This is a genomic window from Micromonospora sp. WMMD1076, assembly GCF_029581475.1.
GTDB classification, from domain to species: Bacteria; Actinomycetota; Actinomycetes; order Mycobacteriales; family Micromonosporaceae; genus Micromonospora; species Micromonospora aurantiaca.
The window spans coordinates 3,560,328-3,576,122 of record NZ_CP120862.1 but is presented as its reverse complement, the minus strand read 5'-3'; the positions used below and the strand labels follow the sequence as shown (position 1 = coordinate 3,576,122).

The following is a 15,795-nucleotide window of genomic DNA, read 5'->3' as shown; positions in this document are numbered from 1 at the left end:
GAACACCTCGGCGCACGCGACAGTATGCCGCCTCGTCAGCGACGTCCCTTCGGCGAACGGATGGCGAACTTTAACACCGCTTCTCGACCGTTCACCAGGTCGAATACCGGACATTGTGGAAGGTCCGGTGCGGGTACGAGTCCTTACCCGTTCTTTGTCGCTTATTCCGCCACAGGGGTGTGACTGGCGACGATGTGTCGCATTAGTTCGATGATTTCCGGCAGATGGTCGGTAAGGAAGAAATGCCCGCCGGGAAACACGTGCCACAACGGCTCGGTCACGCATTCCCGTGCCCACCCCGCGGCCCGCTCCCGGTCCACGTGCTCGTCCCGGTCGCCGAGCAGCACGTGCACCGGCACCTCCAGCGGCGGCTCCGGACGGTAGGCGTACCGCTCGGACAGCGCGAAGTCGGCCCGTACCCCGGGCAGGATCAGTTCCATCAGGTCGCGGTCGGCCAGCAGCGCGGCCGGCGTGGCCCCGAAGTCGCGCAACGCGTCGATCAGACCGGCGTCGTCCAGGTCGTGCACGCGCCGCCGCACCAGCCGGGTCTGCGGCGCCTCCGCGCCGCCGACCAGCAACGCCAGTGGCGCGGGCGCGCCGCGACGGCGCAGCTCCCGCGTCACCTCGAACGCCACCAGCGCCCCCAGGCTGTGGCCGAACAGCAGGAACGGCCCGGCCGCCCGCTCGGCGACGGCTGTGGTCAGCGCGTCCACCAGCTCCGCGAGGTCGTCCACCGGTGGCTCGTGCAGCCGGGCGCCCCGGCCCGGCATCAGCGCGACCTGCACCGGCAGCTCCGGCGCGGCCAGTTCCCGCCACTGCGCGAAGGAGGCGGCGACGCCACCGGCGTACGGGAAGACGAACACCTGGGCGTCGCCGGCCGGGGAACCGCCCGGCCCGAACCAGCGGCTCGCAGTCACCTGGGACATGGCCAGGAGCATAGGGCCGGACCACTCCCGGCTCGGCGCCCTGGGTGGCCTGGTGGGGCGGCTCGCCGGGTCGGCGGACGGTGGCATCGCCCGTGGCATCGCCGCCGGTGCTACGGTGGACCGGAGTGATCCAGTGGCGATCAGGCAGGCAGGGAGACCAGACATGGCGGGTGACGACGACATCTCCGGGTGAGACCGGACATGTGACCGACCGCGGGCGAGCGCCGTGGTCGTTTCGTCGTATCCCCGAGACCGTGTCCCCCGCCGGGCGGCTGAGGTCCGCCCGCCCTCATCTTCGAGGTCGCCTTCCCGATGTCCGATTCCTTCATCGTCTGCTCGAACCTGACCTTCTCCTGGCCGGACGACACCCCGGTCTTCCAGAACCTCTCCTTCACCCTCGGCGGCGGCCGGACCGGTCTGGTCGCGCCGAACGGCGCCGGCAAGAGCACGCTGCTCAAGCTGATCGCCGGCGAGTACCGCCCGGCCGCCGGGTCGGTGACCGTCGACGGCGTGCTGGGCTACCTCCCGCAGAGCCTGCCGCTGGCCGCCGACCTCACCGTGGCCGAGGTCCTGGAGATCGCCCCGCTGATCGCGGCGCTGCACGCCATCGAGGCCGGCGACGCCGACGAGAAGCACTTCACCACCATCGGCGCCGACTGGGACATCGAGGAGCGCACGCGCGCGCAACTCGACCGGCTCGGCCTCGGCGACCTCGCCTTCGACAGGCGCCTGGGCACGCTCAGCGGCGGGCAGGTGGTCTCGCTCGGCCTGGCGGCGCAACTGCTCAAGCAGCCCGACGTGCTGCTGCTGGACGAGCCGACGAACAACCTCGACCTGGGCGCCCGGCACCGGCTCTACGACGTGCTGGAACAGTGGCACGGCTGCCTGCTGCTGGTCAGCCACGACCGGGCGCTGCTGGACCGGATGGACCGCATCGCCGAACTCGACAGTGGTGAGATGCGCTTCCACGGCGGCGACTTCACCTCGTACGAGGCGGCCGTGCGGGCCGCGCAGGAGGTGGCGGAGAAGAACGTCCGCAGCGCCGGACAGGAGCTCAAGCGGGAGAAGCGGGAGTTGCAGGAGGCCCGCGAGCGGGCGGCCCGGCGAGCCGGCAACGCCGCCCGCAACCTGAAGAACGCGGGTCTGGCGAGGATCGTCGCCGGCGGCTTGAAGCGGGACGCGCAGGTGGCAGCGGGCAAGGCGAACGAGATGCACTCCGGGCGGGTCGACGACGCCCGGGCACGGCTGGACGAGGCCGAGCGGGCGCTGCGCAACGAGAAGACGATCACGGTGGAGTTGCCCGCCACCACTGTCCCGGCCGGACGCACGCTGCTGACAGCCGAACGGGTCCGGGCCCGGCACGGCGAACGGTCGCTGTTCGCCGCCGACGGTGTCGACCTGACGATCCGCGGTCCGGAGCGGATCGCCCTGCTCGGCGACAACGGCGCGGGCAAGTCGACGCTACTGCGCCTGATCGACGGCGACCTGGAGCCCGAGAGCGGCCGGATCACCCGCGCCGACGGCCGGATCGCGTACCTGTCGCAGCGGCTGGACCTGCTGGACCTGGACCGTACCGTGGCGGAGAACCTGGCCGCGTTCGCGCCGCAGGCCCCTGACGCGCAGCGGATGAACCTGCTCGCCCGCTTCCTGTTCCGCGGCCCGCGCGCGCATCTTCCGGTCGGGGTGCTCTCCGGCGGGGAGCGGCTGCGCGCCACGCTCGCCTGCGTGCTGGGCGCCGAACCGGCCCCGCAGCTCCTACTGCTCGACGAGCCGACGAACAACCTCGACCTGGTCAGCGTCGGGCAGTTGGAGAGCGCGCTGCACGCCTACCGGGGCGCGCTGCTGGTGGTCAGCCACGACGAGCGGTTCCTCGCCGCGATCAACGTGGGCCGCTGGCTGCGCCTGGCCGACGGACGCCTGGTGGAGACCGGTGCCCCGGACGCCGTCTGACCGGCCCGGTCAGACCGCCGGCAGGCGGGCCACGAACCGGCACCCGCCGGACACGTCGTGCGCGTGCACCCGCCCGCCGTGCGCCTCGACCAGTCCGCACACGATCGCCAGGCCCAGCCCGCCGCCTGACGCCTGTGCCACCGGCCCCGGGCGCTGGGCTAGGCTGCGGGAAGCGCTGGTTCACCCGGTCGGCGACGGCCGGGTGTCGTAAGAGGGAACCCGGTGGAAGTCCGGGACTGCCCCGCAGCGGTGAGTGGGAACGACAGCCGTCAACAGCACTGGGCCACGGCCTGGGAAGCGACGGCCAGTAGGCGACCTCGTGTCATGCCCGCGAGTCCGAAGACCTGCCCGCGTCGCGCGTACCACCGGTGCGCGCCGCCGTCGACCTCGCGGGTGGGTCGGGCGGGTGACACGCCGTACGGAGCGCCGTCGGCGTGCCCTCGACGTGCACACCCCGGCCGGTCGGCGGTCCGCTTCTGCGAGGACGGAACCGCACAGTGCCCGACACCATCACGCTCACCGGCCGACCACCGTCGGCCTCGCACCTCACCCTGTCGCAGATCATGGACCAGCACCACACCAACCTGATGGGCACGGTCCACGGCGGGCGGATCCTCAACCTGATCGACTCGGTCGCCGGTGTGGTCGCCGCCCGCCACTCCGACGGCCCGGCCGTCACCGCCGCCATCGACGAGACCGCGTTCCTGCGGGCGGTACGCGTCGGGGACGTGGTCCACGTGGACGCCCGGATCACCTGGGCCGGCCGCAGCTCGATGGAGGTGGCGGTGAAGGTCAGCGCGGACCGGTGGGACCGCGCGGTGCCGCCGGTGGACGTGGCGACCGCGCACCTGGTGATGGTGGCGGTGGACGACGACGGGCAGCCCCGGCCGGTGCCGCCGCTGCGTACCGAGACCGACGGCGACCGGCGGCGCTACCGGGAGGCGCAGATCCGGCGCGAACACCGGCTGGCGCTGCGCCGGGCGCTGCTCGACGGCGCCGGGGAGGACTGAGCGGTGCTCGGACTCTCAGCGGCCACGCTCGCGGGTTACCTGGCCGCCATCGTGGTGCTCATGCTCACCCCGGGGCCGGACATGATGTTCGTGCTCGCCAACGCCACCCGGTACGGCCCACGGGCGGGCGCGGTGGCAGCGCTCGGGGTCGCCGCCGGGGAGGCGGTGCACGTCGCCGCCGTGGTGGCCGGGCTCGCCACGCTGATCGCCGCGTCCCCGGTGCTGTTCACCGCGATCCGGTGGGCCGGTGCGGCGTACCTGATCGTGCTGGGCCTGCGGGCGCTGCGCGGCACGGACCGGGGCGGCGCCCCGGCGGACCGGCCGGACGGCGGCGCCGGGCGGGCGTTCCGGCGCGGCCTGCTGACGAACCTGCTCAACCCGAAGATGATCCTGTTCAGCGTGGCGTTCCTGCCGCAGTTCGTCCGGCCCGAGGCGGGGCCGGTGGCGGCGCAGCTGGTGCTGCTCGGCGCGCTGTTCGTCGCGGTGCAGCTCGCCGTGGACCTGGCGCTCGGCGTGGGCGCCGGGCGGTTCGCCAGCCGGTGGGGCGACAGCCGCTGGTCACGGCGCGTCGACCGGCTCTGCGCTGTCGCCTTCGTCGCGCTCGGCGTCCGGCTGGCCGCCGGCTGACGGACGTCAGCCGGCATTCGCCGCCGTCTCCCGGGGCGCCGGCGCGACCGGCGTCCCGGACGCGGCCGGCCGCTCCCGGTCCAGGTGCAGGCGCAGCAGCACCCAGCCCAGCGACACGGCGCCGATGAACACGTACGCGGGCTGGGTGCCGAACGTGTCCCAGCAGGTGTGCAGCGTGACGGCCGCGGCGAAGGTGAGCAGCAACGCCGCCAGTTTCCGGCCGCCGGGCGCGGCGGCGAACGTGAACAGCGCGGCGGCGGTCAGCCCGGTCCAGGCCAGGTGCGCGGCGGGCGCGGTCAGACCGCGTACCAGCAGCGTCCGCTCGACCGCGCCGAGGTTGCCCTCCGACTCGACGAACGCGGCGAACGCGTAGCCCATGGTCTCCAGCGCGGCGAACCCGGCGCCGGACGCCACGCCGATCACCAGCCCCTGCGCCGGGGACGGGTGCCGCCGCCACAGCAGCAGGATGCCGGCCGGCACGATCAGCTTGGCGGTCTCCTCGGCCAGGCCGACGAGCGCCATCGGCAGGACGCCGAGGCGGTGCAGGGTGCCGTACTCCAGCCAGCCGGCGGCGACCACGCCGATCACGCCGCCGAGGAGCGCGGCGGCCCCGACGACGGCGCCGGGGACCGGGCGGCGGTCCGGCCGTCCCTGGGCGAAGGCCAGGAACGCGGCGGGCGCGACGCACGCGCCGAGCACGATCAGCGCCGGCACGAACGTGACGGTCCCGGTGCCGGCGAGTGTCTCCAGCACCAGCAGGTGAAGCCCGACACCGACGAGCAGGACCGCCACCCACGCCCAGCGGCGCCCGGTATTCCCCATACCGCCGAGTATCGCGTCCGGCGGCGAGCGCCGGAATCGGGGGTAGGCACTGTGGACGGTGAGATCAATCCGACACGCCGACACGACATCTGGTGTTGCACGGAAGCCATCACCGCCATATATGGTGTCTCTCGCAGCTGGTTCGGCCGGGGCCTTCACTGGTCCGTCCGAGGCAAGAGGGAACCCGGTGGAAGTCCGGGACTGCCCCGCAGCGGTGAGTGGGAACGACAGCCGTCAACAGCACTGGGCCACCGGCCTGGGAAGCGACGGCCAGTAGGCGACCGGCGACCCCGGTCGGGCCCGCGAGTCCGAAGACCTGCCAGCGCGCCGTGCGCCTCCGCGTACGGCGGTCGGAGGTCGCGCGGGACGACCGACGCCAGCAGCCGGGCCGGCCGCGCGCCGCGCCCGTTGGCGTCTCCCGCCGTCTCCAGACGGTGACAGCGAGGAGAGGTCATGACTGTCGTGCAGGAGAGTCCCCCGTCCGGGACCGGCGGGTCCGAGACCCGCCGGCCGGCGATGCGGGTACGCAAGCGGGACGGCGACACCGAGCCGGTGGACGTCAACAAGATCGTCCGGGCGGTCGAGCGCTGGGTCGCCGACCTGGACGAGGTGGATCCGCTGCGGGTGGCCACGAAGACGATCAGCGGGCTCTACGACGGGGCGACCACCGCCGAGCTGGACCGGTTGTCGATCCAGACCGCGGCTGAGCTGATCGGCGAGGAGCCGCAGTACTCGAAGCTGGCGGCGCGGCTGCTCGCCGCGTACGTGGACAAGGAGGTCCGCGGTCAGGGCGTGGCGAGCTTCAGCCAGTCGATCGCGTACGCGCACGGGCTGGGACTGATCGGCGACGAGACGGCCGCGTTCGTGGCCCGGCACGCCCGCAAGCTCGACGACGCCGTGGACCCGGACGGCGACCTGCGGTTCGAGTACTTCGGGCTGCGCACGGTGGCCGACCGCTACCTGCTGCGGCACCCGCAGTCGCGGCTGGTGGTGGAGACGCCGCAGTACTGGCTGCTGCGGGTGGCCTGCGGGCTGTCCCGCACCCCGGGCGAGGCGGTCGGCTTCTACCGGCTGATGTCCGCCCTGGCCTACCTGCCCAGCTCCCCCACGCTGTTCAACTCCGGCACCCGGCACACCCAGATGTCGTCGTGCTTCCTGGTCGACTCGCCGCGCGACGAGCTGGACTCGATCTACGAGCGGTACCACCAGGTGGCGAAACTGTCGAAGTTCTCCGGCGGCATCGGCATCTCCTGGTCGCGGGTGCGCGGCCGGGGCGCGCTGATCCGGGGCACGAACGGCCGGTCCAACGGCATCGTGCCGTTCCTCAAGACGCTCGACGCCGGGGTGGCCGCGGTCAACCAGGGCGGCCGGCGCAAGGGCGCGGCCTGCGTCTACCTGGAGCCGTGGCACCCGGACGTGGAGGAGTTCCTGGAGCTGCGGGACAACACCGGCGAGGAGTCCCGGCGTACCCACAACCTCAACCTGGCCAACTGGATCCCGGACGAGTTCATGCGCCGGGTCGAGGCCGACGGCGAGTGGTCGCTGATCGACCCGTCGGACGCGCCGGAGCTGCCCGACCTGTACGGCGAGGCGTTCGACGACGCGTACCGGGCGGCGGAGAAGAAGGCGGTCCGCACGGTCCGGGCCCGGGACCTGTACGGGCGGATGATGCGCACGCTCGCGCAGACCGGCAACGGCTGGATGACGTTCAAGGACGCCGCCAACCGGCTGTCCAACCAGACCGGCGAGCCGGGCAACGTCATCCACCTGTCCAACCTGTGCACCGAGATCCTGGAGGTGAACGACGACGCCGAGACGGCCGTGTGCAACCTCGGCTCGGTGAACCTCGGCGCGCACGTCACCGCCGACGGGGTGGACTGGGAGCGGCTGCGCGCCACGGTACGCACGGCTGTGGTGTTCCTCGACCGGGTGATCGACATCAACTACTACCCGGCCGAGCAGGCGGCGGCGTCCAACCCGCGCTGGCGGCCGGTCGGGCTCGGCCTGATGGGGTTGCAGGACGCGTTCTTCACGCTGCGCCTGCCGTTCGACTCGGCGCAGGCCAGGGAGCTGTCCACCCGCGTCCAGGAGGAGATCCTGCTGACCGCGCTGGAGACCTCCGCCGGGCTGGCCGAGCAGTTCGGCCCGCATCCGGCGTACCCGCAGACCCGGGCCGCGAAGGGTGACCTGCACCCGGACCTGTGGGGCGCGGAGCCGGCGCAGGCCGGACGGTGGGCGGCGCTGCGCGAGCGGATCGCCGCCCACGGGCTGCGCAACTCGCTGCTGGTGGCGATCGCGCCGACCGCCACCATCGCCTCCATCGCGGGCTGCTACGAGTGCGTCGAGCCGCAGGTGTCCAACCTGTTCAAGCGCGAGACCATGTCCGGGGAGTTCCTCCAGGTCAACACGTACCTGGTGCGGGAGCTGAAGGCGCGCGGGCTGTGGACGCCGCAGGTCCGCGACCGGATCAAGCGGGCCGAGGGCTCGGTGCAGGACATCACCGAGCTGCCCGCGCCGGTGCGGGAGCTGTTCCGCACCGCCTGGGAGCTGCCGCAGCGGGCGCTGATCGACCTGGCCGCCGCGCGGGCGCCCTTCATCGACCAGTCCCAGTCGCTGAACCTGTTCCTGAGCGCGCCGACCATCGGCAAGCTGTCCTCGATGTACCTGTACGCCTGGAAGGCCGGGCTGAAGACCACCTACTACCTGCGATCCCGTCCCGCCACCCGCATCCAGCAGGCCACCGTCGCGCCGGTGCTCGCCCCGGTCCCCGGCGTGGTCTCCGCCGTGAGCGACGACGAGGCGCTGGCCTGTTCCCTGGAGAACCCCGAGAGCTGCGAGGCATGCCAGTGACCACCACCGCACCGACCCGACACATGCTGCTCGACCCCGGCATGGACCTGACCCTGCGGCCGATGCGCTACCCGCGCTTCTTCGACCGGTTCAAGGACGCGATCAAGAACACCTGGACGGTCGAGGAGGTGGACCTGCACGGCGACCTGGCCGACCTGGCGAAGCTGTCCCCGGCCGAACGGCACCTGGTGTCGCGGCTGGTGGCGTTCTTCGCCACCGGCGACACCATCGTCGCCAACAACCTGGTGCTCAACCTCTACCAGCACGTCAACTCCCCGGAGGGCCGGCTCTACCTGTCCCGGCAGCTGTTCGAGGAGGCGGTGCACGTCCAGTTCTACCTGAACCTGCTCGACACGTACGTGCCGGACGAGAAGGAACGGTTCGCCGCGTTCGCCGCGGTGGAGAACATCCCGTCGATCGCCCGCAAGGCCGAGTTCTGTTTCCGGTGGATCGACTCCGTCTTCGAGCTGCGCGAGCTCCGGACCCGCGCGGACCGGCGGGCGTTCCTGCTCAACCTGATCTGCTTCGCCGCGTGCATCGAGGGCCTGTTCTTCTACGGCGCGTTCGCCTACGTCTACTTCCTGCGGTCCCGGGGCCTGCTCAACGGGCTGGCCTCCGGCACCAACTGGGTGTTCCGGGACGAGTCGATGCACATGGCGTTCGCCTTCGACGTGGTGGAGACCGTACGCGCCGAGGAGCCGGACCTGTTCGACGACGAGATGGAGAAGCAGGTGAGGGAGATGCTGGCCGAGGCGGTGGAGTGCGAGGTGGGCTTCGCCGAGGACCTGCTGGGGCAGGGCGTGCCCGGGATGTCGCTGGCGGACATGCGCGAGTACCTCCAGCACGTGGCCGACCGGCGCCTGGCCGTGCTCGGCATCGCCCCCGTGTACGGCAGCGGCAACCCGTTCGCGTTCATGGAGTTGCAGGACGTGCAGGAGTTGTCCAACTTCTTCGAGCGCCGGGTGTCGGCGTACCAGGTCGGTGTCACCGGCAGCGTCAGTTTCGACGACGACTTCTGACCGCCGCCCCCGCCCCGGCCGTCACGGCCGGGGCGGGACCGCGCTCTCGCCGGGCAACGCCGTGGCACGGACCCGCCCGATCAGCGCCACCACGGCGATCGCCATCACGGCCACCACCACGAACGCGCTGCGCAGGTCCAGGGCACCGGCGAGCAGGCCGATCACCGGCGCCGCGAGCAACGCGCCCGGCCACTGGCCCATCGCCACCACCGAGACGCCCTCGCCCGAGGTGAGGCCCGGCTGCTCACCGGCGAAGCCGAGCACCGTCGGGGTCACGCACGCCAGGCCGAACCCGAGCAGTCCGAAGCCGGCCATCACCGCGGCCGGATGGGGGTACCCCACCGGCAGCGCCACGCCGACGGTGGCCACGAGCGCGGACAGCCGGACGAAGCGGATCCGTCCGAACCGGCCGGCCAACCGGTCGCCGAACAGCCGGGCGACGGTGGCGGCCAGCGACAGACAGGTGTACGTGGCCGCGGCCAGCACCGCGGCGGCGCCCGCGACCTCGGTCGCGTACAGCGCGCTCCACTGCGCGCCGGCCATCTCGATGAACGAGGCGAGGAAGGCGATCACCGCGAGCAGCAGCAGCTGCGGGGTGAACCGGTCGCGCAGCCGCCGCCGGTCCTCGCCGTCCTTCGTCTCCTGCCGGGGCGTGTCAGGCAGCCAGCGGTGCGTGCCGACCAGCAGCGCGCCCAGCAGGACGCTGGTGACAGCCATCTGCGCCGACGGGGACATCCCGATCGCCGCGGCACCGGTGCCGCAGAGGCCGCCGGCCAGCATGCCGATGCTGAAGCCGGCGTGGAAGGTGGACAGGATGGGCCGCCCGTAGCGCTTCTGCACCTCGACCGACTGGGCGTTCATCGGCGTGGCCAGCAGGTTCGCCGCGAAGCCCCAGACCGCCAGCCCGCCGACCAGCGCCACCACTGTGGTGGACGCGGCCAGCAGCGGCGCGTTGACCAGGATCAGCGCGGCCCCGGCCAGCGCCAGCCGGCGGGTGTTGATCCGGCTGATCAGCACCGCCACCACGACCAGGGAGACCAACTCCCCGGCGTTCGTGGCGATGTTGGCCAGGCCCCAGCCGGTGTTGCCGACGCCTACCGCGTCCCGCACCTCCGGCACGCGGGCCGACCACCCGCCGATGGCCAGGCCCATGATGACGAAGAGCAGCGCCACCGACCAGCGGGCCCGTACGGCCGAGCGGGGCACCGGCGGCGCGGGCTGCTCCGTCGTGTGCTGGTTCGTCGAGGTGTCCGTCATGGTCGTCGTACCTCTCTCCGATCGGTCCGTCGGAACTCCTACCCGATCGCGTGGTCGAGGAAGCACGCACCGTCAGGAAGGCGTACCTGCGCCGGGGTGGTCCCGGGGTCGGTGACGAGCGCCGACACCACAGCGACGTAGTCGTCGACCAGTCCGCGCACCAGGTCGTCGCCGAAGACGCCCCGGTTGCGGATCACCACGCCGCCGGCCCGGTCGTCGTCCACCACGACGATCGGTGAGCCCCGCTTGACCCAGACGGGCAGGCATCCGGGCGGCACGTCGGCGACGACCACCGGCGGCGGTGTGCCGGGCGCGGGCCGGGCGGTGATGTCGACCGGCTCCACCCGCAGCCCCGGGCAGTGCAGCACCGGCGACGCCGACGCGGCGGACTGGAACCAGGCGTCGAACAGGTGGTTGTCCGGCCAGGGACGGATCGCTGCGAAGTCGGGGCGGACCGCCCGGGCCAGCCGGTGGAACGCGGTGGCGTGCGCGACGGCCTCGGCCAGCGAGCCGTGCGCGGCGTCGACCACCGCGCCCATCGGCGCGTCCGGCGCCACCGTGACCGGCAGGTAGACGTTGTTGGTGAACTGACCGACGAGCTGCCGGGACAGCGGGCTCTCCCGGCCCAGCGTGGTGGTGCCCAGCACCACCCGGGACCGGCCGGCCCGCCGCGACAGCAGCACCAGGTAGGCGGCGAGCAGCAGCACGTACGGGCTGGTGCGGGCCCGCCGGGCGGCCGGGCGCAGCCGCGCGGTGACCTCGGGCGGGAACGCGAACCGGGTGGCCACCTCCGCGCTGAGCGCGACGTCCGGCGCCGGTGGCGGCGCGGGGAACAGCTGGTACGGCTCCACCGGCCGCAGCCGGTCCCGCCAGTACGCGGCCCGGGCGGCGGCGTCGACGCCGTTGGCGGCCTGCTCCGCCTCCTGGAGCGCGCCGAGCGCGGTGTGGTCCACGCCCAGCGGCGGCTGCGGATCGGCCGCGCCGAGCCGAGCCGCGTACGCGTGGCACAGGTCCTCCACCACGACGCGGCACGACCAGCCGTCGGAGACCATGTGGAAGAAGCAGAGCGCGAGCACGTGCTCGGTCTCGGAGAGCCGGACCAGGGCGGCCCGCCACAGCGGCGCCCGGCCGGGGTCGAACTCGTCGTTGCGGTGCGCGTACGCGATCCGCTCGACGCGGGCCTGCTGCTCGGCGGGCGGCAGGCCGGACAGGTCGACGTACTCCAGCGGCGACTCCACGTGCGGCAGGATCCGCACCTCGGGCTCCACGCCGATGCGGTCGAACCGCATCCGCAACGCGTCGTGCCGGTCCACCACGTCCTGCATCGCCTGCCGCAGCACGTCGACCCGCAGGGTGCCCCGCAGCCGGCGGAACTCCACCACCACGAGCCGGGCGGCACCGGGACGGGCCGGGTCGAGCGCGGTCATGAACTCCCACATCATCTGCTGGCCCGGGGCCAGCGGGTACGTCGTCGGCACTGCCACTCCCCCGTCAGGCCGCCACCGGCGGCACGGCCACCGGCGGGACCGGTCGTCGGTCCACCTCGTCGGGCCGGTGGTCCGCTTCCTCCGGCTGGTAGTCCACCTGGTCCGGCTGGTAGTCCGCCTCGTCCGGCGCGCGGAAGCCGGTGAAGAGCAGGTCGGGGCGGCCGAGCCGGAGCGAGGTGACGAACGCGGCGCCGTCGAAGAGCGTCTCGACGGCCGCGCAGGCGACCGACTCGGCCACCGCACGCGGTCCCCGGTCGCCGCCGAGCCGGCCGGGTGTCTTCGCGGCGATCACGGCCGCCGCGACCGCCGGTACCGCGAGCAGGCTGCGCCCCCCGCTGCGCCGGGCGGTGAGCAGCCCGGCCAGGGCGGTCACCGCGAGCGTGCTGGCGGTGTTGAACACGAACCGGCGCCGGTGCGGGTGGGCGAGGCAGAGCCACTGCTCGGAGCGACCGTACGTGGTGAACCGGTAGGCGACCGCGCGGAAGGTGTCGGCGACGCCGGTGTCGTGGGTGATCACCCCGTCCGGGTCGGTGACCAGCGCGTAGCCGGCATCGGTGAGGAGCAGCCCGAGATGCAGGTCCTCCCCGCCCAGCGGCATCGGGGAGTCCTCCGGGAATCCGCCGACCGCCTCGAAGACGGAGCGTTTCAGGGCCATGTTCGCCCCGGCGCCCCAGGACACGCGCTCGTAGTGCAGCGGCCGGGTCAGGTCGCCGAGCAGCAGGTAGGAGCGGCGCATCACGCGGAAGAACGCGCTGTCGCCGGGCTCGACGATCACCGGGCCGGTGACGCCGGCGACCTCCTCGCCGGAGGCGCGCAGCCGGGCCGCGTACCGGGTGATCAAATCGGCCGGCACCCGGCAGTCGGAGTCGGTGAACAGCAGCAGGTCGTAGCGGGCGTGCCGGACGCCCAGGTTCCGTTTGGCCCCGACGTGCCGGGGCCCGCGCACGTAGCGGGCACCGTACTCGGCGCAGGCGGCGCGGTGCGCGGCGGCCGCGGCGGGCGCCGAGTCGTCGACGACCACCACCTCCACCGGCTCCGGGCAGTTCGGGGCGGCGTCGCGCAGGCTGCGCAGCTGACGGCGCATCTCCGCCACCCGGTCCTTGACCGGGATGACGACGGAGACGCCACGCGCGACGGCGCGAGGTTCGGTCGGTTCGCCCACGGGCGATGCGGATCGGCTCATGCCCCGAGGCTCGACCACCGGGATACAACACCGATACACGGCTCCGGCCGTCCCGGCTATCGCGTGTGTACCGCTGATGTATCGATGGGCATCAAGGTCGAAGGCATGACGACCTCCATCCCTCTCGACCGGCGGCTCGCCGTGGACGGTGGCCGGCCGGTCCGCCCGCCCGACCGTCCATGGCCACGCTGGCCGATCCCCGCGCCGGACGCCGCCGGCAACCTCTCCGCGGTGCTGACCGGCGGCCGGTGGGCGATCAGCAGCCCGTCCGTCGGCGACACCGTCCTGTTCGAGCGCCGCTTCGCGGCCGACTTCGCCCGCTACGTCGGCACCCGCCACTGCGTACCCGTCGACCACGGATCGAGCGCCCTGGTGGTGGCCCTGGAGTCACTCGGCCTCGGCTACGGCGAGACGGTACTCGTGCCGGCGCTGACCTGGACCGCCTCCGCGACCGCCGCGCTGCGCGCCGGCCTGGTCCCGGTGCTCGTCGACGTCGACCGCGACACCGGCTGTGTCGGGCCGGACGACCTCGACCTGTCGGTGGACCCGCGGGCCGTGGTCGCCGTGCACTGGGCCTCCAACATGGCCGACGTGCCAGCGCTCGACGCGGTCACCCGGCCGCGCGGCATCTCCGTCGTGGAGGACTGCGCGCAGGCCCACGGCGCCACCTGGCAGGGCCGCCAGGCCGGCTCGCTGGGCCGGATCGGCTGCTTCAGCTTCCAGCACGGCAAGGTGCTCACCTGCGGTGAGGGCGGGGCCGTGGTCACCGACGACGACACGCTCGCTCCGGTGCTCCAGGAACTGCGGGCCGACTCGCGCCGCTACCGCGACGACCGGACGCCCCCGGGGGAACTGGACCTGGAGGAGAGCGCCGGTGTGCAGGGCGCCAACTTCTGCCTGGGCGAGTTCTCCGCCGCGGTGGCCTGCGCGCAACTGACCACCCTGGACCAGCAGCACGAGGTGCGCAACCGCAACTACCGGCTGCTCGGCGAGCTGCTGGACGGCGTGGACGGCGTACGGCTGCTGCGACCCGCGGCGGGGCAGACGCGCACCTCGATCTACGAGGGCACGATCGTCTTCGACGAGCTGCCGGCCGGCATGGACAACGCCGCCGTGGCCGCCGCGCTCACCGCCGAGCTGGGCCGGCGGTTCTACTGCACCGACGAGCCGCTGCACCGCAGCCGACTGCTCCAGCCGTGGACCAAGCCGCTGCTCGCGCCGCTCGCCGAGCGCTTCGCGGCGATCCACCGGGAGCGCACGTACCCGAACACCGAATGGCTCGCCGCCCACACCGTCCAGACGCACCACAGCACCTTCCTCGGCACCGAACAGGACATGCACGACATCGCCCTCGCCGTCGCCAAGGTGCTCGCCCGCTGATCCGCGCCATCGCCGGCGCAACCAGAGAAGGGAACCTCCCGTGACCGTCACCCATCGCGAGACCCCGCACGTTCCGAACCCGTCCCCCGACACGGACGCGCCTGTCGGCGTGTGGCTCAACGGCGCCCGGGGTTCGGTCGCCACCACCGCGATCACCGGTCTGCTGGCGCTGCGCGCCGGCATGGCCGACTCGACCGGCTGCGTCACCGACACCGGCATGCTGCGCGACGCGCCGCTGGCGAGCTGGAACGATCTCGTGGTCGGCGGGCACGACATCGTCGACACGCCGCTGGAGAAGAAGGCCGAGTCGCTCGTCGACTCCGGGGTCATCCCGGCGCCGGTGCTGGCCGCCGTGCGCGGCAGCCTGCCCGAGGTCGAGCAGAACCTGCGCACCGGTTACGACGCGCGTACCGAGACCGCCCCGCTGGCCGAGGTGGTCGACCGGCTGGCCGGCGACATCGAGGAATTCCGCAGCCGCAACGGGCTGTCCCGGGTCGTCGTCATCAACGTGTCCTCGACCGAGCCGCCGGCCGACCACCGGCCCGAGTACGACGACCTGGACGCGCTGACCCGCGCCATGGCCGACCCGGACGACAAGGCGCTGCCGGCCAGCTCGGTCGTCGCGTACGCGGCGTTCCAGGCCGGTTGCGGCTTCGTCGACTTCACCCCGTCCACCGGCGCCCGGCTGCCCGCGCTGGAGATGATGGCGCAGCGGGAGCGCGTGCCGTTCGCCGGTTCCGACGGCAAGACCGGGGAGACGCTGCTGCGTACCGCGCTGGCGCCGATGTTCACCTCCCGCGCCCTGCACGTACTCTCCTGGGCCGGGGTCAACCTGCTCGGCGGCGGCGACGGCGCGACGCTGGAGGACCCGCGCAACGCCCGCAGCAAGCTCAGCTCGAAGTCGGGCGTGCTGCCCGCGCTGCTCGGTGAGGACGTCACGGCCCCGCTGCACATCGACAACGTGCCGGACCTCGGCGACCACAAGACCGCCTGGGACCACGTCTCGTTCGAGGGGTTCCTGGGCGTCCGGATGTCCATGCAGCTGACCTGGAGCGGGGTGGACTCCACGCTGGCCGCCCCGCTCGTGCTCGACCTGGCCCGGCTGACCGCGGCGGCGCACCGTGCCGGCCACGTCGGCCCGATCGAGGAGCTGGGGTTCTTCTTCAAGGACCCGATCGGCACCGACGAGCACGCGCTGGCCGAGCAGGCGCAGGCGCTCGCCTCCTGGGCCAACGGTCTGGACGGCCGCGCCGACAGCTGACCTTCGTACCGGCCGCCGGCGCG

The 15,795-nt window shown here is 73.1% G+C and carries 12 protein-coding genes, 1 pseudogene and 2 riboswitches; of the genes and pseudogenes, 7 read left to right on the top strand and 6 right to left on the bottom strand.

All coding sequences use genetic code 11. The features are described 5' to 3' along the window. Positions 1–161 precede the first annotated feature (161 nt). Entirely contained in the window at positions 162–926 is a 765-nt protein-coding gene (locus O7622_RS17000; RefSeq protein WP_282309147.1) for an alpha/beta fold hydrolase, read from the bottom strand. Positions 927–1,238: 312 nt separating this feature from the next. Here O7622_RS17000 and O7622_RS16995 point away from each other — a divergent pair, with 312 nt between their 5' ends. Next, a complete protein-coding gene (locus tag O7622_RS16995) occupies positions 1,239–2,876 on the top strand; it encodes an ABC-F family ATP-binding cassette domain-containing protein (protein WP_282309146.1) in 1,638 nt (545 codons plus the stop codon). Between the two features lie 9 nt (positions 2,877–2,885). Here O7622_RS16995 and O7622_RS16990 read toward each other — a convergent pair. After that, a pseudogene (locus tag O7622_RS16990) lies at positions 2,886–3,008 on the bottom strand (ATP-binding protein); the annotation flags it as partial. A 40-nt stretch (positions 3,009–3,048) separates the two neighbouring features. Further along, a riboswitch (cobalamin riboswitch) is annotated at positions 3,049–3,243 on the top strand. A 130-nt stretch (positions 3,244–3,373) separates the two neighbouring features. On the opposite strand from O7622_RS16990, the gene O7622_RS16985 reads away from it, so the two are divergent. After that, the gene (locus O7622_RS16985) at positions 3,374–3,886 is read left to right on the top strand and encodes an acyl-CoA thioesterase (protein ID WP_282309145.1); all 513 of its coding nucleotides are present in this window, start codon (positions 3,374–3,376) and stop codon (positions 3,884–3,886) included. Positions 3,887–3,889: 3 nt separating this feature from the next. Continuing rightward, positions 3,890–4,513, top strand: a complete 624-nt coding sequence (locus tag O7622_RS16980; protein WP_282309144.1) for a LysE family translocator — start codon at positions 3,890–3,892, stop codon at positions 4,511–4,513. Positions 4,514–4,519: 6 nt separating this feature from the next. Here O7622_RS16980 and O7622_RS16975 read toward each other — a convergent pair whose 3' ends face one another. Then, entirely contained in the window at positions 4,520–5,335 is an 816-nt protein-coding gene (locus tag O7622_RS16975) for a PrsW family glutamic-type intramembrane protease (RefSeq protein WP_282309143.1), read from the bottom strand. A 121-nt stretch (positions 5,336–5,456) separates the two neighbouring features. Beyond that, positions 5,457–5,674: riboswitch (cobalamin riboswitch) on the top strand. Positions 5,675–5,851: 177 nt separating this feature from the next. Here O7622_RS16975 and O7622_RS16970 point away from each other — a divergent pair. Both O7622_RS16970 and O7622_RS16965 read left to right on the top strand, forming a co-directional pair. Beyond that, positions 5,852–8,185, top strand: coding sequence for a ribonucleoside-diphosphate reductase subunit alpha (locus O7622_RS16970; RefSeq protein ID WP_282314162.1), 2,334 nt, complete (start codon positions 5,852–5,854; stop codon positions 8,183–8,185). After that, on the top strand, positions 8,176–9,204 hold the full coding sequence (locus O7622_RS16965) for a ribonucleotide-diphosphate reductase subunit beta (RefSeq protein ID WP_282309142.1): 1,029 nt from the start codon (positions 8,176–8,178) through the stop codon (positions 9,202–9,204). Before O7622_RS16970 ends, O7622_RS16965 begins: the two co-directional genes overlap by 10 nt. A 21-nt stretch (positions 9,205–9,225) precedes the next feature. On the opposite strand, the gene O7622_RS16960 is transcribed toward O7622_RS16965, so the two are convergent. From O7622_RS16960 to O7622_RS16950, 3 genes are read right to left on the bottom strand one after another with little or no spacing between them, the layout of a single operon-like run. Beyond that, entirely contained in the window at positions 9,226–10,461 is a 1,236-nt protein-coding gene (locus O7622_RS16960; protein ID WP_282309141.1) for an MFS transporter, read from the bottom strand. Between the two features lie 38 nt (positions 10,462–10,499). Next, complete coding sequence (locus O7622_RS16955) at positions 10,500–11,939, bottom strand: condensation domain-containing protein (RefSeq protein ID WP_282309140.1); 1,440 nt, start codon at positions 11,937–11,939, stop codon at positions 10,500–10,502. Between the two features lie 13 nt (positions 11,940–11,952). Next, positions 11,953–13,131, bottom strand: a complete 1,179-nt coding sequence (locus tag O7622_RS16950) for a glycosyltransferase (RefSeq protein WP_282309139.1) — start codon at positions 13,129–13,131, stop codon at positions 11,953–11,955. A gap of 105 nt (positions 13,132–13,236) precedes the next feature. On the opposite strand from O7622_RS16950, the gene O7622_RS16945 reads away from it, so the two are divergent. Further along, positions 13,237–14,511, top strand: coding sequence for a DegT/DnrJ/EryC1/StrS family aminotransferase (locus tag O7622_RS16945; RefSeq protein ID WP_282309138.1), 1,275 nt, complete (start codon positions 13,237–13,239; stop codon positions 14,509–14,511). Between the two features lie 40 nt (positions 14,512–14,551). Further along, the gene (locus O7622_RS16940) at positions 14,552–15,772 is read left to right on the top strand and encodes an inositol-3-phosphate synthase (protein ID WP_282309137.1); all 1,221 of its coding nucleotides are present in this window, start codon (positions 14,552–14,554) and stop codon (positions 15,770–15,772) included. The last annotated feature ends 23 nt before the right edge of the window (positions 15,773–15,795 follow it).